Origin of the sequence: Nocardioides alkalitolerans DSM 16699 (assembly GCF_000426525.1) — a bacterium.
GTDB classification, from domain to species: Bacteria; Actinomycetota; Actinomycetes; order Propionibacteriales; family Nocardioidaceae; genus Nocardioides; species Nocardioides alkalitolerans.
This window is the reverse complement of record NZ_KE384533.1, coordinates 954,740-974,294: the sequence shown is the minus strand read 5'-3', so window position 1 is coordinate 974,294 and position 19,555 is coordinate 954,740. Positions and strand designations below refer to the sequence as shown.

The window sequence follows — 19,555 nt, the reverse complement described above, 5'->3', positions numbered from 1 at the left end:
CCCGGTGCTGCGCAGCAGGGTAGTCGGTGGTCGGGGGCGGCACCTATCATCACCTCCACCGCGCTTGGCGACACGAGGGGGACCGCTTGAGCACGACGTTGCGCAGCAGCCAGCGCATCGAGGCACCTGAGGTGCCCACCGGCCAGATCGTGCTCCAGCCACCACCCGAGCTGACCGAGCACGAGGGCGCCAGCGGCGTCCTGATGAACGCGATCCCGATGCTCGGCAGCATCGGCTCGATCGTCGTCATCTCCTCGCTCAGCAGCCAGGGCGGCAGCACCGGCGGGCGCAGCATGCTCGCCGCCGGCATGTTCCTCTTCGCGACCGTCGGCTTCATCGCCGTGCAGATCGACCGGCAGCGCAAGCAGCGCAACCAGCAGGTCACGGGCTCGCGCACGGAGTACCTGCGCTACCTCGCGGGCATCCGCAAGGCCGCCCGCGACTCCGCCGACCGCCAGCGGCGCGCCTTGACGTGGCACCACCCCGCACCGACCGCGCTGCCTGCGATGGCGGAGGACCGCTCGCGCCTCTGGGAGCGCTCCACCGTCGACCCGCACTTCCTCCAGGTGCGCTGGGGCCTCTGCGCCCAGCCGCTGTCGGTCGAGCTGGTGCCGCCGGAGAGCGCCCCGATCGACCAGGTCGACCCGGCGGCGGCCTCCGCGCTGCACCGCCTGCTCGTGGTGCACCGCATCCAGCCCGACCTGCCGGCCTCGATCGACCTGCGGGCCTTCGACCGCGTGGAGGTCTGCGGCGCCGAGGACGAGGCCCGGTCGCTGGCCCGCTCGCTCGTCTGCAGCGCCGTCACGTTCCACAACCCCGACCAGGTGGTCGTGGCCGTGCTCAGCTCGGACGCCAACCTCGAGCACTGGGACTGGCTGAAGTGGCTGCCCCACGCCCAGAGCGCGCAGGAGGCCGACGCCGTCGGCCCTATGCGCATGGTGAGCACCTCCATCGACGACCTCGCGCGGATGCTGCCCCCCGACCTCGCGGAGCGGCCCCGCTTCGGCGCCGACGAGCGCCCGTCCACGCCCCACATCGTGCTCGTCGTCGACGGCGGCAACCTGCCGCTCGGCAACCACGTCATCCCGCCCGACGGCCTCCACGGCGTCACCGTCATCGACCTGCCCGCGCAGTGGGAGGAGCTCGAGGACCCCTCGCGCCTGCGCCTCGAGCTCGTCGGGCGCGACCCGTCGGGCCGCCTGCGCGTCGAGGCCATCCGCATGCGCACCGACGCGGTCGTGGGCATCGGCGACCAGTGCGACCTCGCCACGGCCGAGGCGCTCGCGCGCCGCCTCACGCCGCTCCACACCGTCTCCGCCGGCGGCGGGGGCGAGGCCGCCAACCCGGCCGAGCTCACCGGCCCCGCCGACTTCATGGACCTCCTCGGCCTCGGCGACGTGCACGCCTACGACACGACCCACTCCTGGCGTCCGCGCCCGGCGCGCGACCGGCTGCGGGTGCCGATCGGCATCGGCGACGGCGGCATGGTGCACCTCGACATCAAGGAGTCCGCCCAGCAGGGCATGGGCCCCCACGGCCTGGTGATCGGCGCGACCGGCTCCGGCAAGTCGGAGTTCCTCCGCACGCTCGTGCTCGGGCTCGCCATGACCCACTCGTCGGAGCAGCTCAACATGGTGCTGGTCGACTTCAAGGGTGGCGCGACCTTCGCCGGCATGTCCGAGATGCCGCACGTCTCGGCCGTCATCACGAACCTCAGCCAGGAGCTCACGCTCGTCGACCGCATGCAGGACGCCCTGTCGGGCGAGATGGTCCGGCGCCAGGAGCTGCTGCGCGAGGCCGGCAACTACGCCTCGATCCGCGACTACGAGAAGGCCCGGGCCGCGGGCGAGGACCTCGCGCCGATGCCCTCGCTCTTCCTCGTCGTCGACGAGTTCTCCGAGATGCTGAGCGCCAAGCCGGAGTTCATCGACCTCTTCGTCGCCGTCGGCCGCCTCGGCCGGTCCCTCGGCCTCCACCTCCTGCTCGCCTCGCAGCGGCTCGAGGAGGGCCGCCTGCGCGGCCTGGAGTCCCACCTCTCCTACCGAGTCGGTCTCCGCACCTTCTCCGCCGGCGAGTCCCGCGCCGTCCTCGGCGTGCCCGACGCCTACGAGCTGCCCGCCGTCCCGGGTCTCGGCTACCTCAAGCCCGACCAGTCGACGCTGCTGAAGTTCAAGGCCGCCTACGTCTCCGGTCCCCCGCCGAACACCCGCGTCGTACGACGCGACGAGGGCGGCAACGTGCGCGGCATCCTCCCCTTCACCATCTCCGAGGTGCAGACCCTCGAGCCCGTCGAGGAGGAGGTCGCCGCCCCCACCCCCGCGCCCACGCAGCAGGGGGAGCAGGCGTCCCTGCTCGACATCGCCGTCGGCCGCATGGTCGGTCACGGCCCGGCGGCCCACCAGGTCTGGCTGCCGCCGCTCGACGTGCCCGACACGCTCGACCAGCTCATGCCCGACCTCGCCGTGCACCCGGACCTCGGCCTCGTCTCGCCGCAGTGGCGCGAGTACGGCGGGCTCGTCGTGCCGCTGGGCACCGTCGACCGGCCGCGCGAGCAGCGCCGCGACACGCTCACCATCAACATGGCGGGCGCGGGCGGCCACGTCGCCGTCGTCGGCGGCCCCCGCAGCGGCAAGAGCACCCTGCTCCGCACGATCGTCACCAGCACGGCGCTCGCGACCACGCCGCTCGAGTCGCAGGTCTTCGTGCTCGACTTCGGCGGCGGCACGTTCGCGCCCCTGACCCGCCTGCCCCACGTCAGCGGCGTGGGCACGCGCTCGGAGCCCGACGTCGTACGACGCATCGTGGCCGAGGTGCGCGGCGTGGTCGACCGTCGCGAGGCCTACTTCCGCGCCAACGGCATCGACTCCATCGAGACCTACCGCTCGCGTCGGCGCGAGGGCCGGGCGGACGACGGGTACGGCGACATCTTCCTCGTCGTCGACGGCTGGAGCACGCTGCGCTCCGACTTCGACGACCTCGAGATGGAGCTGCAGCAGCTCGCCGGTCGCGGTCTCACCTTCGGCCTCCACCTCATCGTCGGGGCGTCGCGCTGGCCCGACTTCCGCGCCGCCATGCGCGACATCTTCGGCACGCGGCTCGAGCTGCGCCTCGGCGACCCGATCGACTCCGAGATCGACCGCAAGGTCGCCGCCCTGGTGCCCTCCGGTCGCCCCGGCCGCGGTCTCGTGCCCGGCAAGCTGCACTTCCTCGGCGCGCTCCCCCGCGTCGACGGCAACGGCGACGCGAGCAGCGTCGGCGACGGCGTCGACGACCTCATCACCCGCGTTAGCCAGGCGTGGACCGGGCCGACCGGTCCCAAGCTGCGTCTCCTGCCCGAGCGCATCGACCTCGAGCAGGTCGTGCGGCAGGCCGGCACGATCGCCGACGGCGAGCGCACGCTGGCCGACAGCGGCCGGGTCCTGCTCGGCGTGAACGAGAAGGAGCTCGCCCCGATCGGGCTCGACGTCGACGCCGAGCCCCACCTGCTCGTCTTCGGCGACGGACGGTCGGGCAAGAGCGCGCTGCTCCGCTCCTACATCCAGGAGATCGTCCGCACCCGGACGCCGAAGGAGGCGCAGATCGTCGTCGTCGACTACCGGCGCTCCCTGCTCGGCGAGGTGCCCGAGGAGTACCAGCTCAACTACCTCACCAGCGCCACCCAGGCGACGCCGCTGCTGCGCGACCTCGGGAAGTACCTCGAGAACCGCATCCCGGGCCCGGACGTGACGCCCGACCAGCTGCGCAACCGGTCGTGGTGGAAGGGTGCCGAGGTCTTCGTCATCGTCGACGACTACGACCTCGTCGCCACCCAGCAGAGCTCCCCGGTCCAGCCCCTGCAGCCGATGATGGCGCAGGCGCGCGACGTCGGCCTGCACGTGGTGCTGGCCCGCCGCTCCGGTGGCGCGTCGCGGGCGCTCTACGAGCCCGTGATCCAGTCGCTGCGCGACCTCGCGATGCCGGGCGTCGTGCTGTCGGGCTCGCCGGACGAGGGCTACCTCATCGGCAACGTGAAGCCCCAGAAGGCGCCTCCGGGCCGGGGGCGGCTCGTCACCCGCGACCGCGGCGTCGAGGTCGTCCAGATGGCCTGGTCGAAGCCGACGGACCTGTGAGCCCCGGCTCGGCGCCGACGGCCGCCGCGCGGACGCCGTACGGGCCCCAGGTCGTCACCGAGGAGCCGCACGGTCGGCGCGTCCGTATGATCACCCCGTGATCTTCAAGCGCGTCGGCAGTGGGCGGCCCTACCCGGCCCATGGTCTCGACTCGCGTGGCTGGGCGGCGGTCCCTCCGCGCCAGGTGCGCCTGGACCAGCTCGTGACGACGAAGGACACGCTCCAGCTCGTGACCCTCCTCGACGAGGACTCGACCTTCTACGGCGACCTGTTCGCGCACGTCGTGGCGTGGGAGGGCGACCTCTACCTCGAGGACGGCCTCCACCGCGCCCTCCGGGCCGCCCTGCAGCAGCGCAACGTGCTGCACGCGCGCGTCGTGGCGGTGGAGAAGTCGTGACCGGGCCCCGCGAGCCCCTCGCCCCCGCCGTCAGGTCCGCCGTCACGCTCGGCGTGCTCGTCGTGCTGCTGCTCATCGGCCTCGTGTGGGGCTGGCGCTCGCTCACCGCCGCCCTGCCCGCCGACGACCTGGGCACCACCAACACCGGGATCTGCACCGTCCGCCCGTTCGCCGCGGGCGACACGATCTCGCCCGGCGACGTGACGGTGAGCGTCTACAACGCCAGCGGCCGCTCGCAGCTCGCGCGGGCGACGATGAACGTGCTCGCGAGCCGGGGCTTCGGCGCCGGCGACACGGGCAACGCGCCCGAGGGCGCCGTCGTCGACCGGGTCGAGGTCTGGTCGACGGAGCCCGACTCGGCAGCGGTCGCCCTCGTCCGCGCCCAGATCGGCGAGCCCGTGCCGGTGAAGGTGAACCGCCCGGTGCTCGGCGACGGCAGCAGCGTCGTGGTGGTCGTGGGCGACGCGTGGGACGAGCCCACCGGCGACGCCGGGGCACAGATCACCCTCGAGACCGACCAGGACGTCTGCGGCCCCGCCGAGGCCCCGCTCCCCTGAGTCCCGCCCGACGACCGGTGCGGGCGCCGGGGTGCGGCTAGTCCTGGTGCGGCCGCACCGGTCGACCCGGGGTCCCGGCTCCGCCCGGACGACCGGCCCCTCCGCCTGACGCGTCACCCGCGGTCCCGCGGTGCAGCCACTGCGCGAGCCGGCCGTTCTCCGAGACCAGGCGCAGCCGGTCCTCCGTCTGGTCGCGCAGGCCGCGCGGCGTCACGACGATGAGGTCGTCCCCGCGGCGCAGCGCGGTCGAGGGCTCCGGGACGAGCACGAGCTCGCCGCGCACGATGAGCGAGATGGACGCCCCGACCGGCAGGCGCAGCTCGGCCACCTCGACCCCGTGCAGCTTCGAGGCCTCCGGGATGCGCACCTGGATGAGGTCGGCCGCGACCCGCTCGAGCGGTGCCGCGTCGATGTCGAGCTCGCGGGCCTCTCCCTCGTCGGCCAGGCCGAGGCGGCGGGCGACCCAGGGCAGGGTCGGGCCCGTGAGCAGCGTGTAGACCACGACGAGCACGAACACGATGTCGAAGAGCCGCTCCGCCCCCGCCACCCCGGCGGCGAGCGGGATGGTCGTGAAGACGATCGGCACGGCGCCCCGCAGGCCCGCCCAGGAGAGGAACAGCTGGTCGCGCCACGGCGTGTGCGGCTGCACCAGGGCGCTGACCGCGACGGAGACCGGACGGGCGACGGCGGTGAGGATGAAGCCCGCGGCGAGGGCGAGGCCGATGACCTCCCACGTGATCCGACCGGGGCTCAGCAGCAGGCCGAGCATGATGAAGAGCCCGATCTGCGCGAGCCACGCGACGCCCTCCGAGAACGAGCGGGTCGTCGCCCGGTGGGGCAGGTCGGAGTTGCCGAGCACCAGCGCGGCGACGTAGACGGCCGCGAACCCCGACGCGTGCGCGGCGGCGCCGGCGCCGTACGCCAGGACCGTGAGGCAGAGGACGGCGATGGGGTAGAGGCCCGACGACGGCAGCGCGGCCCGGCGCATCAGCCAGGCACCGCCGAAACCGACGCCGAGGCCGATCGCCAGGCCGACGATGAGCTCGAAGACGATCTCCGCGAACATGAAGAGCACCCCGTGCTCGAGGGCCGCGCCCGACGAGACCAGCACGACGAGCACGACCGTGGGGGCGTCGTTGAGGCCGGACTCGGCCTCGAGCGGACCGGTGACCCGGCGCGGGAGCGGGACGATCCGCAGCACGGAGAAGACGGCCGCCGCGTCGGTGGCCGAGGTCGCGGCGCCCAGCAGCACCGCCAGCTGCCACGGCAGTCCGAGCAGCAGGTGGGCGCCCACCGCCACCACCGTCACCGAGACCGCCATGCCGATGGTCGCCAGGCCGAGCCCCAGACGCATGCTCGGTCTCAGCTCGCGCCAGTCGGTGGTGAGACCGCCCTCCGCGAGGATCAGCACGAGCGCGCCGAAGCCCAGGGCGTGGGCCAGGCCGGCGTCGGAGAACTGGATGCCGAGGCCCGCCTCGCCCAGGACGACGCCCATGAGCAGGTAGAGGATCAGGCTCGGGAGGCCGGCGCGCGACGAGAGCCGCACGGCGAGGATCGCGAGAAGGGTGACGGCCGACCCCACGAGCAGGAAGCGATCCAGGTCGTGCGCGTCGAACGTCAAGGATCACCTTCTCGGCGTGGGGGCGTGCCGCCGATCCTACGGGGCCGGGCGCCGCCCGAGGGCCGCGTCCCGTTCCTCCACAGGTCGCCCAGCACGTGGTTTGGGCCACCGTCGCTGCCCGGGCAGGGGGCGTGCCGCGGGCGCACCCGGCCCCGCGGGCACGACCCGAGACCGACCCGAGACCTGCGGAGCCGCCCCATGAGCCTGCTGCCCGACGTCGCCGCCCTGCGACGTCTCGCCGCGTCGTACGCCGAGCGTGCGACCACGATCCGCGCCGAGGCCGACCGCCTCGTCGCGCACGCCGACGCCACGCCCTGGGTGGGCGCGTCGGCCGACGCCCTGCGCCACGGCGCCCGCGCCACGGCGGGGTCGCTGCGCCGTACGGCGGGAGCCCACGACGACGTGGCCGCCGCCCTCGAGGAGCACGCCCGCCAGGTGGAGGTGGCGCTCGTCGTCGTCGCCGAGATCCGTCAGCGCTTCGTCGATCTCGCCTCCTCGGTCGGCGCTCGGGTCGTGGACCTGGCGGGCGTCGTGGTGGGAGGCGCGGTGGAGGTGGCCGGCGAGCTCGCCGAGGGCGCGGCCGGTCTCGTCGGCATCGACCTCGGCGACGACGAGCGCCTGCGCGAGCAGATCGAGCGCGTCGACGTGCCGCCCGCCGGGCACGCGGACTGGCTCACCATCGACCTGCCGGGGATGTCGTGAGCGGCGGGCGGGGGCCCGTTCCGCGCCGGGTGCTCCCGGGCGGGTGCGCGCTCACGGCGGCGACGCTCGCGGTCGGGCGCGACGAGGTCGTCGCGACGATGCGCGCCCGGCTGCACCTCCGGCTGCCGGGCCCTGGTCGGACCGCGCTGACGGTCGCTGCGGTGCACGCGCTGGTCCGGTCCGGACCGGGCGGGGACGAGGGCGGCACGGGTGCCCGGGTCGTCTGCCTCACCGAGCTGGTGGACGGTCCGGTCGGGTCGGGCTCCCCGCCCGCCGAGGTCGTCGCCCTGCCGGTAGCCGGGTGGGCGGACGAGGTCGCGCGGCTGCTCGCCCCCGGGGGTCGCCCTGCCTCGCCAGCGCCACCGCGCGCGGAGAGGGGCTGCCCCGGCGGGCTCCCGCCGTACGTCGCCCTGGCGCAGCCGACCCTGGCCGCCGGCGCGGCGATGGTCGCGGCCGGCCGGCTCGACCTGCTGCCGGTGCTGCTCGCCGAGGACCCCGTGCCGGTGCGGGTCGGCACCGACGCCCGGCACGCGCGGCCGCTGGACGTCGGCTCGGCTGCCCGGCTGCTGCGCGACCTGGTCGACGGCGCCGAGGGCTCGCTCACCGCCACCGTCACCCGCCGCACCCCGGGCCAGGCCGACGTCACGGGCGCCCAGTACCTGCGCTGGACCGACGGCTGGCGCCGGCTGCGCCCCGTACGGCGCGGTGGTCACCGGCTCGTCGAGCTCGTGGCCGCCCCCGACACCGCCCACGCCGCGCAGCTGGTGGTCGCGGCCACCCGACCCAGCCGACCCAGCCGACCCAGCCGACCCAGCCGACCCAGCCGACCCAGCCGACCCAGCCGACCCAGCCGACCCGTCCGCCCGCACGACCCGTCCGCACCCGACCGAGGAGCCGCCCGATGACCGACCCGACCCCGCCGCTCCCCGGACCGGCCCTGCCCGACCACACGACCCGCGGCGGGTACGACGGCGTCGCCGCCGACTACGAGGCCGCCGGTGACCTCGCCGACCTGTACGACGCGACCGGCGACCGGCTCCTCACCTGGGCGGCGACCCCGGCCCGCACGATCGTCGACGACGACCTGCTGCTCTCCGCGCCGTACGCCCCCGGCTCCTTCGCCGCCCTCGAGGGCACCCTCGTCCTGCTCACCACGACGCCTGTCGGCCTGCCCGCGCAGGCGCTGCGCTGGGAGGCGCAGGCGTACGCCGTGCGCGCGGCCGTCACGACGCTGCGCGCCGCCGACGCGCTCGTGCGCGAGCAGCTGGAGCACCAGCGCTACCTGCTCTCCTACGGCACCGGGTTCACGCTCGCCTACGTGCCGGCCGGGTTCGGCGTCGAGGTGCCCCGGCCGGGCGACGACCTGGAGTCGCTCCGGGCCGCGCTCGAGGGCGGCGACGGGGGCGGCCCCGCCGTGCCCGTCGAGGAGCTCGAGCAGTGGGCGATGGCGAACCCGGCCCGGGCCGAGTGGCTCGTCGGCACGGGCGGCGGGCTGCTCGAGGGCGCGTGGGACGCGTCCGACGGCCGCTTCGCGCCGTACGTCGGCCCGTGGCGCCTCGAGACCGTCGGGGACGCCGCGGGGGCGGTCTCGACCTGGTACGACGACGGCGAGCCCCGCGTCGAGGCGCTCGGGACCGCCAGCGTGCCCGCGGCCGCCACCGCCGCCGGGCTCGTCGCGCGCCTGCGCCGGGTCGACGCGCTGTCGTCGGCCGACCGGCCGGAGGGCAACGGCACGATCGAGGTGCAGCGCATCGGCGAGGGCGACGACGTGCGGTACGTCGTGCTGCTGCCCGGCACCGACGACATGGGCACGCTGCCGTGGACCCAGGGCGACGACGCCCGCGACCTCGGCACCAACCTGCGCTCGCTCGGCGGCGAGTCGACCGTGCACACGCGCGGCGTCGAGGAGGCCATGCGCCGGGCCGGCGTCGGGGCGGACGACCCCGTGCTGCTCGTCGGGCACTCCCAGGGCGGCATGGCGGCGGCGCAGATCGCGGCCGGGGGCGAGTTCCGGGTCGAGCAGGTGCTGACCCTCGGGTCGCCGCTCGCCCAGGTCGAGCACCTGCCGGCGGGCGTGCAGGTGACGTCGCTGGAGAACGAGCGCGACCTGGTGCCGCTGCTGGACGGCGCGCCGAACCCGGACCGGGTGGAGCAGCTGACGGTCAGGTTCGCGGGCGGCGGGGAGCGGGCCTCCGACGCCCACGCGCTGGCGGAGTACGAGCGCGGGGCCGCCCTGCTCGACCGGGCCGCGCTCGACGAGACGGCCGACCCCGGTCTACGCCAGCGCGCGCAGGCCCTCGCCGCCGGTGGCTTCCTCGACCCGGACGCCGAGGTCACCGCGACGACCTACCAGGTCACGCGGGAGTGACGTCCGGGTGCTGGCCGGCCCGCTCGCGGGGGTAGCCGTCCGGGTTCGCGGACTGCCAGCGCCACACGTCGGCCACCATCTCCTCGAGCCCGCGCGTCGCCCGCCAGCCGAGCTCGTCGGCCGCGCGGGTCACGTCGGCCCAGTACGCCGGGAGGTCCCCCGGCCGTCGCCCGACGACCTCGGCCTCGAGCGGACGGCCGACGGCCGCGCAGAACGCGTCGAACAGCTCGCGCACGCTCGTGCCCCGTCCGCTGCCGAGGTTGAAGGCGCGCACCGGGGTCGCCATGGCCTCGAGGTGCTCGAGGGCGGCCACGTGGCCCTCGGCGAGGTCCTCGACGTGGATGTAGTCGCGCAGGCACGTGCCGTCGGGGGTGTCGTAGTCGTCGCCGTAGATCTGCAGCCGGTCGCGACGGCCGACGGCGACCTGCGCGACGTACGGCACCAGGTTGTTGGGCACGCCCTGCGGGTCCTCGCCGAGGCGGCCGGAGGCGTGCGCGCCGACGGGGTTGAAGTAGCGCAGGAGCGCGATCCGCAGGTCGGGGTCGGCGAGGCCGACGTCGGTGAGCACCTGCTCGATCATCACCTTCGTGCGGCCGTACGGGCTCGCGGCGGCCAACGGCTCGTAGCTCTCGGGGTACGGCACCGGGGCGTGGTCGCCGTACACGGTGGCCGACGACGAGAACACGAGCCGACGCACGTCGTGGGTGCGCATCGCGGTGAGCAGCGAGAACGTCGCGTCCAGGTTGGTGCGGTAGTAGGCGAGCGGCTCCCGCACGCTCTCGCCCACGGCCTTGAGACCGGCGAAGTGGATGACGGCGTCCGGCTCGCTGCGGGCCACGACCTCCTCGGTGCGGGCCTCGTCGGTGAGGTCGACCTCCTCGAGCGCGACCGGTCGGCCGGCCAGCTCGGCGAGCCGGTCCATCACCGACGGCCGGGCGTTGGAGAAGTCGTCGGCGACCACCACGTCGTGGCCCCGCGCGAGCAGGGCGAGCACGGTGTGGGATCCGATGTAGCCGGCGCCGCCGGCAACGAGTACGCGCACCTCGACATCGTAGGGAGCCGCGTCGTACGCCGTGCCCGGACCGGGCGAACGGGGTGCTCCGTGCGGCCGTCGTCACGTCTTCGGGCGCCAGAGCCGTCGTACTCAGATGTTTCGGCCCCGGGTGCCCCGGGAAGACGAACTGCCGGACTCAACCGGGGGCGACGAGGAGGGATGCATGTACGGCGACACCACGGTCATCCGTAGGCGTGCCGACGAGCTGCGCGAGCAGGGGGTCGACATCCGGGTGATGGCCGACCGTCTGGTCTCCGGGGCCGACGCGCTCGACTGGAACGGTCGGGCGGCGGACGCCCTGCGCATGCGGATGCGCGACCGCGCGGCACTGCTGCGCGACGCGGCGACCCTGCACGAGAACGCCGGCGAGTCGCTCACGAAGCACGGCAAGGAGGTCGCGGGCCTGAAGGACGCGATCGCCGACATCGAGCGTCGGGCGGGCTCGCTCGTCGACGACGCCCGGGCCCGTGAGGCGGAGATCGCCACCCACGACGACCCGGCCGGCGTCGTCCGGCAGCTCTCGCCGGAGGACCAGCAGCTCGTCGCGTTCGACCCCCCGCCCAGCGGCCACAAGGACTGGCTGACCGTCTCACTCCCAGGGCTGTGACATGACGACCATCGATCTCGGAACCCCGCCGCCGCCGGCGACGACCCTCCTCGAGGGCCTGCCGCGCCGTGTGGCCCTCACCCTTCCCGAGCTGCAGTACTGCGCCGCCAGCGCCGGTGACGCCCCGCTGCCGTTCGTGCTGGACGACGCGGTCGGCGCACCCGACCCGCTCGCCGACCGGCTCGGTGGCACGACCACCGACTCCGACGGCTCCGTCTACGCCGACGCGCTCGCGTCGCTCCACGACCCGGTCGAGTCCCTGACCCGACGCGGGCTCATCGGGGCCGACGGCGTCGACCCGGGCGTGCTCGGCGCCATCGGGCTGCTCGCCACCCCCGACCTGGGCCTCGACATCGACGTCACCGCCGCGGGCATCCGCGCCAAGTCCTGGCACCGCCAGGCCGGCGGCGCGGTCGCCACGCTGGCGACGGTCGACGGCATCGTCTTCGAGCTCGCCTGGTTCGGCACCGAGTCGTGGCCGGACGACCTCGGGCGGGTCGCGGGCATCCCCGAGGACGTCCCTCTCTCCGCCTCCGCGCTGCCCGAGGTGGTCGACCTGCCGTACGAGCTGGTCGACGCCGCCGGCGAGGCGCTGCGCACCCACCGCCTCGACGTGCTCCCCGTGCTCGTCGCCCAGCACTCGGGCCGGGTGCTGGACGCCGACGCCCGCCCCCTGGGCGACCAGGAGGTGCTCGAGCTGCTGCAGGCCCTGCACTCCGAGGGCCAGGGCCGCATCCGCGCGATGCTGGCCGACGTCGCCGCCGACGCCACCACCGTCGGCGTCGTCTCCTGGCTCCTGCTGGCCGACGGCTGGCACTCCCTACGCCCGCACACCGACGGCGACGAGCACCGCGTCGAGGTACGGCGCGTCGAGCCCTCCGACTTCGCTTCAGCCATCGCACCGGTCCTCGCGGAGGTGACCGCATGAGCATCCCCACGCCCGACACCGCGGCGGACGACTCCACCGCACCCACGCCCGATCCCTCCCTCGAGAACCTGGGCGGGTCCGCCCCCGACCCGGCGGCCGAGGCGCGCGCCGAGGCGGCCGCGCTCGAGGACAAGTACGACCGGATGCTGGCGCTCGCCGACCTCTTCGACTCCACCGGCGACGAGATGCGGGCCCGCGCCCGGCTCGGCCACCGGGTGCTCTCCGACGAGTCCGTCTCCGAGTCCGCGGCGCTCTCCCCCCGCACCTACGAGGCGGCCGAGGGCGACATCCGCGCCGCCACCACCGGCAAGCACGGGCTGCTGACGCGCTCCATCGAGCTCGACGCCGACGCCCTCGTGGTGCGGGCGACCGTGCTCACCTACCGCTGGATCGACGAGCTCCAGGACGTCGCCTACCGCACGCTCGGCTCCATCGCGGGCCGGGCGATCGGCTTCCTCGCCCCCGAGGTGGCGCTGGGCGGCGCGATCGTCTCCGCGGGCCTGATCGAGACCGACGCGCTCGACCGCGACGGGCTGGCGACGTACCTCGGGGAGCTCGCCGAGCAGAACCCCGAGCTGCTCGACCACGTCTCCACCGGCGGCGGCGGCCTGCTCGAGAGCCTGCAGATGCGGTCGCTCCTCACCGCGGGCGTGCTCGCCGGCGAGCGCGGCACCGCTGCGGCCCGGGGCGGGCTCGAGGCCCTCGGCGCCGCACCGTTCGGCGCCGACACCGCCTCGGCGTTCCGCGACATCGCCGTCGGCGTCACCGCCGAGCTGCTGCCCGAGACCGAGGCGGACGTCGCCGCGGGCGAGAGCGGCGCCGACATCCCGCGCTCCATCGAGGACCTGATGACCGTGCTCGCCGCCGTGACGGGGCGGGTCCAGGTCCAGCGGGTGCGCGACGGTCGCTACATCGCCTACCTGCCCGGCCCGGACGGCAACGGCCGCGGTCGCCGCCTGCGGCTCGTCGGCGGTGACCACGCGGCGTACGAGCGCGAGGTCGTCGCGGCGATCGAGAAGGCCGTGGGCGAAGACGCCGACGCCAAGGTCATGCTCGTGGGCTCCGCGCAGGGTGGCATCACGGCTGCCGAGGTCGCGGCCGCCGCCGACTCCGACAAGTTCGAGATCGAGCAGGTCGTGACGGCCGGCTCGCCCTCGTCGCAGGTGCCGCGCATCCCCGAGCACACCCGCGTGCTGTCGCTGGAGGACCGGACGGACCCCGTCGCCCTCCTCGGCTCGCTCATCAACCAGGGCCTGGCCAACCGCGTCACCGTGGTCTTCGACGGCGACGAGGCGACCCGCCAGGGCGCCACCGATCTGTACGTCGCCGGTGGTCGCGCCGCCGACGCCGCCCACCACCCGGCGCTGCGCGCGGAGATCGCGCGCCTCACCGAGCTGGGGTACCTGGTCGTCTGAGGGTCCGCCGATCTGACGGAGTGCGGGCTGGGGCCAGGACGGGGAGCGGCCCCGGGCGCCGCGGCGACCGGGGCCGGCACGGCCACCACCCGCCCTACAGCACCTTCTGCACGAACTCCCCGAGCTGGGCGAGGTTGCGGCACTCGACCATCGGCACGACCGCCGCGTACCTCGACGCCGCCGAGTCGCCCGTGTCCCAGTGGCGCGGGTGCTCGGGGTTGAGCCACCAGGCGCCGCGGATCCCGTTCGTCATCGCCCGCAGGTCGTCCAGGGCGAGGTCGGAGTAGTTGCTCCGCGCGTCGCCGAGCACCAGCAGCGACGAGGCCGGGCCGAGCGCGTCGGCGTACTGCTCGCGGAACGTGCGGAACGCCGAGCCGTAGCTGGTGCGGCCCGTCATCGCGGCGTGCTGGATGCTCGCGGCCAGCTCCTCCATCACCTCCACGGGGTCGCGGCCGGGGCGCAGCACCGCGGTGACCTCGGTGGTGCGGTCGACGAAGGTGAACGCGCGGAGCCGGCCGAAGTGCTCCCGCAGCGCGTAGGTGAGCAGCAGCGTGAACTGGGCGAAGTGCGCCACCGAGCCGCTGACGTCGCACAGCACGACGAGGTCCGTGCGGTGCGGGCGCTTCGGGCGGTGCCGCGTCGTGATCGGGACGCCGCCGGTCGACATCGAGGCGCGCACCGTACGGCGGAAGTCGAGCGGGCCGCGCCCGTTCGTCGCCCGCTGCTTCGCCAGGCGGGTCGCGAGCCGCCGGGCCAGCGGGGCGATCTGGCGACGCATCTCCTCGAGGTCGTCGCGCCGGGCGGAGGTGAACGCGACCCGGTCGATCGCGGGGCGCACGGCCACGTCGGCGACGTGCTCGGGCGACTTGCGCTCGGCGATCCGGCGGCGGGCGTCGTCCTCGACCATGCGCGTGAAGGCGCCGATCCCGCGGGCGGCGCGGCGTTCGGCGTACGCGCGCATGCCCGGCTCCATCGCGTCGGAGTCCCCGGCGGCGAGCAGCCCGTCGACGACGCGTCCGGTCAGCTCGGCGGGGGCGACGCGGCGCAGGGCCTGGTACGCCGAGAACGCGGTCTGGCCGGGGGTGCGACCGGGCATCGCGCCGAAGCGACCGACGGCCTCGGCGGCGAGCCGGCGCAGCGTCTCCTCGGAGGCGCCCTCGCCCCCGTCCGCCGGGTCGCCCTCCCCCGCCGCACCCACGAGCTGCTCCTGCAGCTGGTCGCGGAAGGCCTCGAGCGCCTCGGCGCCGTCACGGGCGGTGTCGGTGGCACGGCCGGCGGCCGGGTCCTCGGCGTCCGGGTCCAGCGTGGTGGACCCCTCCCCCACGAGACGCGGGAAGAAGAGGTCGAAGAGCGCGTCGAACGTCGGCCGCTGCGAGGACTTCTTCACCAGCGTCGCGGCGTACCCCGCCCGGACGACGGACCGGTCGGTCCACTCGAGGTGGGTGAGGGCGCCGACCGCGTCGAGCCCCTCGGCGAGCGACACCGGCAGCCCGGCGCTCCGGAGCGCCTCGACGAACGCGATGTGACGGTCGACCAGCCCGCTGCGGCCGGGCGCGCCGTCGGGGGACGAGCCGTCGCCGGCCTCGTCCGCCGTACCCGCGTCGGTCACGACGCTCAGGCCCGGAGCCGGAGCTCGCGGACCGCGCGCGCCTGGTCCGTCGCGTGCTTGAGCACCGCGCCGAGGGTGGCGGTGATGGCGGCCTGGTCGAGCTCCTTGATCTCGAGGGCGACCAGGGTGCGCGCCCAGTCGATCGACTCGGCGATCGAGGGCGCCTTCTTCAGCTCGAGCCCGCGCAGCCGCACGACGGTCTCCACCAGCTGGCGGGCCACGGCGTCGTCGAGCTCGGGCACCTGGGCGGTGACGATCTCGCGCTCGCGCTCGGCGTCGGGATAGTCGAGGTGGAGGTAGAGGCAGCGCCGCTTCAACGCCTCCGAGAGCTCGCGCGCGGCGTTCGAGGTGAGCACCACGAAGGGCCGGCGCGTCGCGGTGACGGTGCCGAGCTCGGGGATCGTGACCTGGAAGTCGCTCAGCACCTCGAGGAGCAGGCCCTCGACCTCGACGTCGGTCTTGTCGACCTCGTCGATGAGCAGGACCGTCGGCTCCTCGCGGCTGATCGCGGTGAGCAGGGGACGGGTGAGGAGGAACTCCTCGGTGAAGATGTCGTCGTGGGTGCGCTGCCAGGCGCTGCCGTCGGCACCGGTGTCGACCTCACCGGCCCGCGCCGCCTGGATCCGCAGCAGCTGCTTGGAGTAGTTCCACTCGTAGAGCGCCCGCGCCTCGTCGAGGCCCTCGTAGCACTGCAGGCGCACGAGGTCGGCCCCTGCGGCACGCGCGACGCTCTTCGCGAGCTCGGTCTTTCCGACCCCGGCCGGGCCCTCGACGAGCAGCGGCTTCTCGAGCGCACCGGCGAGGAACGCCGTCGTGGCGGTCGCCTCGTCGGCGAGGTAGCCCGCGGCGCCGAGACGGGCGGTGGCGTCGGCGGGCGAGGTGAACCAGGTCATGCCCCCCATCCTGACACCGTCGCTGTCGGGGTCCGCCGGGGCGGCTGTACGGCGGACGGGTGCCGCCTACCGCGAACGGCTCGGGCGCGGAGGGCCCCGACGTACGAGGACCCCCACAGCCCGGGGGCTGTGGGGGTCCTCGGCGACGCCGTGCGTCAGACGGTCGACTTGTTCTTGCCCATGAAGGCCTCGACGACACCGACGAGCAGGACGGCCGCGATGATCGCGACGATGCCGCCGATGATGTTCAGCTCGCCGAAGTCACCGCTGCCGATGAGGGTGGCGACGACGCCACCGATGAGCGAGCCGATGACGCCGAGGACGAGCGTGCCCAGCAGACCGAGGTTCTGCTTACCGGGCTTGATGAGGCGTGCCACCACGCCGACGAAGAGACCGAAAACGATGAAACCGATGATTCCCATACATCGACGGTACCCCCGTGTCTGCCGTTCACCGCTTCTTCGCGGGCCGTTCTGCGCACGTGGGCGACGCTCCCCACAGCCCGTGGGGAGGGGCTCCCACACCTTTTGACGCCCCCTCCTCCGACCGCTTCAGTGGACGATCGTGTCCACATCTGGAGAGGCCGAGGCCATGAGTTCAGCCGCACCCGAGAGCGGTACAGCGACCCCCCACAAGCACGGGATCAAACCCACCGTCTTCTACCCGGCGCTCGCGATCCTGGTCGTGGTGGTCGTGGTGAGCATGGTCTTCCCGAACACGACCGGTGACGCCGTCGCAGCCGTGCAGGAGAACGTGATCGGCACGCTGGGCTGGTACTACACGCTCATCGTGGCCGGCTTCGTCGTGTTCTCGATCTGGGTGGGCGCGGGCCGGTTCGGCGACATCCGCCTCGGACCCGACGACGAGAAGGCCGACTACGGCTTCGTGCAGTGGTTCGTGATGCTGTTCGCCGCGGGCATGGGCATCGGGCTCGTGTTCTGGGGCGCCGCCGAGCCGCTGAACTTCTACTCGAACCCGAAGCCGGGCGTGACCGGTGACGACTCCGAGCTCGCGCACCAGGCGATGGCCCAGACGTTCCTGCACTGGGGCCTCCACGCGTGGGCGATCTACGTGGTGGTCGGGCTGGCGCTGGCGTACGCGATCCACCGTCGCGGCCGCTCGATCTCGCTGCGCTGGACGCTCGAGCCGCTGCTCGGCGACCGGGTGAAGGGCGGTCTCGGCGACGCGATCGACGTCGTCGCGATCGTCGGCACCGTCGCCGGTGTCGCCACGTCGCTCGGCCTCGGCGTCTCGCAGATCTCCGCCGGACTCGTCAGCCTCGGCGTCGTCGAGGAGACGACCGACCCGCTGCAGGTCGGCCTCATCATCGGCATCACCCTGATCGCCACCATCTCGGTCGTCTCCGGCCTCGACAAGGGCATCAAGTTCCTCTCGAACATCAACCTGTCGCTGGCGGCCGTCTTCGCGCTGGTGCTGCTGGTCCTCGGCCCGACGCTGTTCATCCTGCGCGGCTTCGTCGAGAACATCGGCGGCTACCTCTTCCAGATCATCCCGCTCAGCTTCGACACCACCGCGTTCTTCGGCGCCGAGGGCGAGGCCTGGCAGGGCGCGTGGACCACCTTCTACTGGGGCTGGTGGATGTCGTGGGCCCCGTTCGTCGGGCTCTTCATCGCGCGCATCTCGCGCGGCCGCACCGTGCGTGAGTTCGTCTTCGGCGTGCTGCTCGTGCCCACGCTGGTCTCGGCGGTCTGGTTCTCGATCCTCGGCGGCAGCGCGCTCCACCGCCAGATCTTCGGCGAGGGCGGCCTCACGAACGACGACGGTTCCGTCACCAGCGAGAGCGTGCTCTTCACCCTCATCGGCGACCTCCCGGCCGGGGCGTTCCTCTCCGGCGTCGCGATCCTGCTCATCACGATCTTCTTCGTGACGTCGTCGGACTCCGGCTCGCTCGTGGTCGACATGCTCGCCTCCGGCGGCGACCCGAACCCGCCCACCTGGAGCCGCGTCCTCTGGTCGTGCATCGAGGGCGCCGTCGCCATCGGTCTCCTGCTCGCCGGCGGACTGGGCGCGTTGCAGACCGGCGCCATCCTCACGGCGGTGCCGTTCAGCATCATCATGCTGGCGATGTGCTTCGCGATGTACAAGGAGTTCAAGGCCGAGCACCGCGAGATCCAGCGCCTCAACCTCAAGGCCCGCCGTCGCGTCCTCACCGAGGAGGTCGGCGACACCGTCACCACCGAGCTCGTCGACAACTTCGACGACCACTTCGGCGACCAGGTCGACTCCCGCGTCGAGACCGTGCTGAAGAACTCCGACAGCGTGACGCTCAAGGACTGATCCCCGGCTCCGACACGACAGGGTCGGTGCGTACGACGCGGGCCCGCCGCCCGCACGTACGCGCCGGCCCTGTCGTGCGTCGGGGTCCGGCTCACCGCCAGGTCGACGAGCGCCGGGCCACGTCGTACAGCGCGTCGACCTGTGCGTCTGCCAGCACCGGCCCGAGGCGGAGCAGGAAACGTCGGAGCTGCATCCGGGGCACGACGTGGACACCGTCCGGCCGACCCCGCACCACGACGTCGGCGGCGTTGACGGGGACGAGGACGCCCTCGACGTGGACCGGCTCGCCCAGCGCCGCGGAGAGGAGCGTGCCCGCACGGGCCGCCTCGTGACGGCTGTTGCGCACGTAGGGATGCTTCACCCCGTTGACCAGGAACGTGGTGCCGCCGACCCAGATCGTGGCTCCCGGGTGGTGCTTCGTGTTGAGGGTGAAGACGCCGCCCGGCCCCACGACCAGGTGGTCGACGTCGGCGCCACGACGGCCCACGGGGATCGCGTGGAGGTACCGCCACCGCGGGTCCTCCGCCGCCGTCTTCTCCAGCTGCACCCCGACCTTCTTCTCGCCGTCCGCGCCGATCCGCCACGCGCGCTCGTCGGTGTGCACCCGCAGGGCCCGCGCGAGCAGGGTCTTCACGGGTGCCGCGTCGCGGGCGGCGACGGCCCGTTCCCGCGCCTCCGCACCGGCGACGTTGGTGGCCAGGTCGATCCAGGGTCGGGCGGGCTCGGGGTCGGGCGCGGCCGGGCAGCCGGGTGCGCGAGGCGGCACCCGTGCCGCCGCAGGGTCGGGAGCGTTCGCCGTACGCCAGCGCTCGACGGCCGCGGCCAGCACCGCCGCGTGCTCCGGAGCCTCGGGATGCCCGTCGTCGGCGACCAGGTCCCACCACCCGACCTTCACGCCGGCGTGGTCCTCGACGTAGAGCCGGTCCTTCCCGTACCGACGCCACCTGTTCACGACCAGCTGCTCCCCCTGCATGGGGTGCCGATCGTCCGCCGCGGA

The 19,555-nt window shown here is 74.1% G+C and carries 16 protein-coding genes; 10 read left to right on the top strand and 6 right to left on the bottom strand.

Annotation, left to right across the window (positions count from 1 at the left end; translation table 11 throughout):
• Positions 1-86 precede the first annotated feature (86 nt).
• From K329_RS0121475 to K329_RS0121460, 3 genes are all read left to right on the top strand, one after another.
• Positions 87-4,109, top strand: a complete 4,023-nt coding sequence (locus tag K329_RS0121475) for a type VII secretion protein EccC (RefSeq protein WP_028474638.1) — start codon at positions 87-89, stop codon at positions 4,107-4,109.
• Positions 4,110-4,206: 97 nt separating this feature from the next.
• Positions 4,207-4,506 carry a type II toxin-antitoxin system VapB family antitoxin gene (locus tag K329_RS0121465; protein WP_028474637.1) on the top strand — a complete coding sequence of 100 codons (300 nt, stop codon included), beginning with the start codon at positions 4,207-4,209 and terminating at the stop codon, positions 4,504-4,506.
• A complete protein-coding gene (locus tag K329_RS0121460; RefSeq protein WP_028474636.1) occupies positions 4,503-5,063 on the top strand; it encodes a LytR C-terminal domain-containing protein in 561 nt (186 codons plus the stop codon). Before K329_RS0121465 ends, K329_RS0121460 begins: the two co-directional genes overlap by 4 nt.
• Before the next feature lie 37 nt (positions 5,064-5,100).
• On the opposite strand, the gene K329_RS28690 is transcribed toward K329_RS0121460, so the two are convergent.
• The gene (locus K329_RS28690; protein WP_084541499.1) at positions 5,101-6,684 is read right to left on the bottom strand and encodes a potassium/proton antiporter; all 1,584 of its coding nucleotides are present in this window, start codon (positions 6,682-6,684) and stop codon (positions 5,101-5,103) included.
• 198 nt (positions 6,685-6,882) lie between these two features.
• On the opposite strand from K329_RS28690, the gene K329_RS29980 reads away from it, so the two are divergent.
• Genes K329_RS29980 through K329_RS0121440 form a run of 3 tightly spaced genes read left to right on the top strand, consistent with a single transcriptional unit; the run spans position 6,883 to position 9,754 of the window.
• Positions 6,883-7,386, top strand: coding sequence for a hypothetical protein (locus K329_RS29980; protein WP_028474635.1), 504 nt, complete (start codon positions 6,883-6,885; stop codon positions 7,384-7,386).
• On the top strand, positions 7,383-8,291 hold the full coding sequence (locus K329_RS0121445; protein ID WP_157571866.1) for a hypothetical protein: 909 nt from the start codon (positions 7,383-7,385) through the stop codon (positions 8,289-8,291). The genes K329_RS29980 and K329_RS0121445 overlap by 4 nt, the downstream gene beginning before the upstream one ends.
• Positions 8,288-9,754 carry a lipase family protein gene (locus K329_RS0121440; protein WP_028474633.1) on the top strand — a complete coding sequence of 489 codons (1,467 nt, stop codon included), beginning with the start codon at positions 8,288-8,290 and terminating at the stop codon, positions 9,752-9,754. Before K329_RS0121445 ends, K329_RS0121440 begins: the two co-directional genes overlap by 4 nt.
• Here the strand turns inward: K329_RS0121440 and galE are convergent.
• A complete protein-coding gene (gene galE, locus K329_RS0121435; RefSeq protein WP_028474632.1) occupies positions 9,741-10,796 on the bottom strand; it encodes a UDP-glucose 4-epimerase GalE in 1,056 nt (351 codons plus the stop codon). The genes K329_RS0121440 and galE overlap by 14 nt on opposite strands.
• 175 nt (positions 10,797-10,971) lie before the next feature.
• On the opposite strand from galE, the gene K329_RS28680 reads away from it, so the two are divergent.
• The 3 genes from K329_RS28680 to K329_RS0121420 are packed head-to-tail and all read left to right on the top strand — an operon-like array spanning position 10,972 to position 13,758.
• Positions 10,972-11,415 (top strand): hypothetical protein, encoded by a 444-nt coding sequence (locus tag K329_RS28680; RefSeq protein ID WP_084541498.1) that lies wholly within the window; start codon positions 10,972-10,974, stop codon positions 11,413-11,415.
• 1 nt (position 11,416) lies between these two features.
• On the top strand, positions 11,417-12,343 hold the full coding sequence (locus K329_RS31130) for a hypothetical protein (RefSeq protein ID WP_028474631.1): 927 nt from the start codon (positions 11,417-11,419) through the stop codon (positions 12,341-12,343).
• Positions 12,340-13,758: a hypothetical protein gene (locus tag K329_RS0121420; protein ID WP_028474630.1), complete on the top strand. Its 1,419-nt coding sequence runs from the start codon at positions 12,340-12,342 to the stop codon at positions 13,756-13,758. Before K329_RS31130 ends, K329_RS0121420 begins: the two co-directional genes overlap by 4 nt.
• 94 nt (positions 13,759-13,852) lie before the next feature.
• Here K329_RS0121420 and K329_RS0121415 read toward each other — a convergent pair whose 3' ends face one another.
• The 3 genes from K329_RS0121415 to K329_RS0121405 form a co-directional block, all read right to left on the bottom strand.
• The gene (locus K329_RS0121415; protein ID WP_245596644.1) at positions 13,853-15,367 is read right to left on the bottom strand and encodes a VWA domain-containing protein; all 1,515 of its coding nucleotides are present in this window, start codon (positions 15,365-15,367) and stop codon (positions 13,853-13,855) included.
• 5 nt (positions 15,368-15,372) lie between these two features.
• Positions 15,373-16,269 (bottom strand): AAA family ATPase, encoded by an 897-nt coding sequence (locus K329_RS0121410; protein WP_028474628.1) that lies wholly within the window; start codon positions 16,267-16,269, stop codon positions 15,373-15,375.
• A 146-nt stretch (positions 16,270-16,415) separates the two neighbouring features.
• Positions 16,416-16,682, bottom strand: a complete 267-nt coding sequence (locus K329_RS0121405; RefSeq protein WP_245596643.1) for a GlsB/YeaQ/YmgE family stress response membrane protein — start codon at positions 16,680-16,682, stop codon at positions 16,416-16,418.
• Between the two features lie 169 nt (positions 16,683-16,851).
• On the opposite strand from K329_RS0121405, the gene K329_RS28675 reads away from it, so the two are divergent.
• Positions 16,852-18,558, top strand: a complete 1,707-nt coding sequence (locus K329_RS28675) for a BCCT family transporter (protein ID WP_084541496.1) — start codon at positions 16,852-16,854, stop codon at positions 18,556-18,558.
• A 91-nt stretch (positions 18,559-18,649) separates the two neighbouring features.
• On the opposite strand, the gene K329_RS30525 is transcribed toward K329_RS28675, so the two are convergent.
• Positions 18,650-19,531 carry a nuclease-related domain-containing protein gene (locus tag K329_RS30525; protein ID WP_028474626.1) on the bottom strand — a complete coding sequence of 294 codons (882 nt, stop codon included), beginning with the start codon at positions 19,529-19,531 and terminating at the stop codon, positions 18,650-18,652.
• Between the last annotated feature and the right edge of the window lie 24 nt (positions 19,532-19,555).

Excerpts from the sequence above, each read along its gene's own strand:
- K329_RS29980 (WP_028474635.1), top strand. The coding sequence starts at position 6,883 with ATGAGCCTGCTGCCCGACGTCGCCGCCCTGCGACGTCTCGCCGCGTCG.
- K329_RS0121440 (WP_028474633.1), top strand. The coding sequence starts at position 8,288 with ATGACCGACCCGACCCCGCCGCTCCCCGGACCGGCCCTGCCCGACCAC.
- K329_RS28680 (WP_084541498.1), top strand. The coding sequence starts at position 10,972 with ATGTACGGCGACACCACGGTCATCCGTAGGCGTGCCGACGAGCTGCGC.
- K329_RS31130 (WP_028474631.1), top strand. The coding sequence starts at position 11,417 with ATGACGACCATCGATCTCGGAACCCCGCCGCCGCCGGCGACGACCCTC.
- K329_RS0121420 (WP_028474630.1), top strand. The coding sequence starts at position 12,340 with ATGAGCATCCCCACGCCCGACACCGCGGCGGACGACTCCACCGCACCC.
- K329_RS0121410 (WP_028474628.1), bottom strand. The coding sequence starts at position 16,269 with ATGGGGGGCATGACCTGGTTCACCTCGCCCGCCGACGCCACCGCCCGT.
- K329_RS0121405 (WP_245596643.1), bottom strand. The coding sequence starts at position 16,682 with ATGGGAATCATCGGTTTCATCGTTTTCGGTCTCTTCGTCGGCGTGGTG.
- K329_RS28675 (WP_084541496.1), top strand. The coding sequence starts at position 16,852 with ATGAGTTCAGCCGCACCCGAGAGCGGTACAGCGACCCCCCACAAGCAC.
- K329_RS30525 (WP_028474626.1), bottom strand. The coding sequence starts at position 19,531 with ATGCAGGGGGAGCAGCTGGTCGTGAACAGGTGGCGTCGGTACGGGAAG.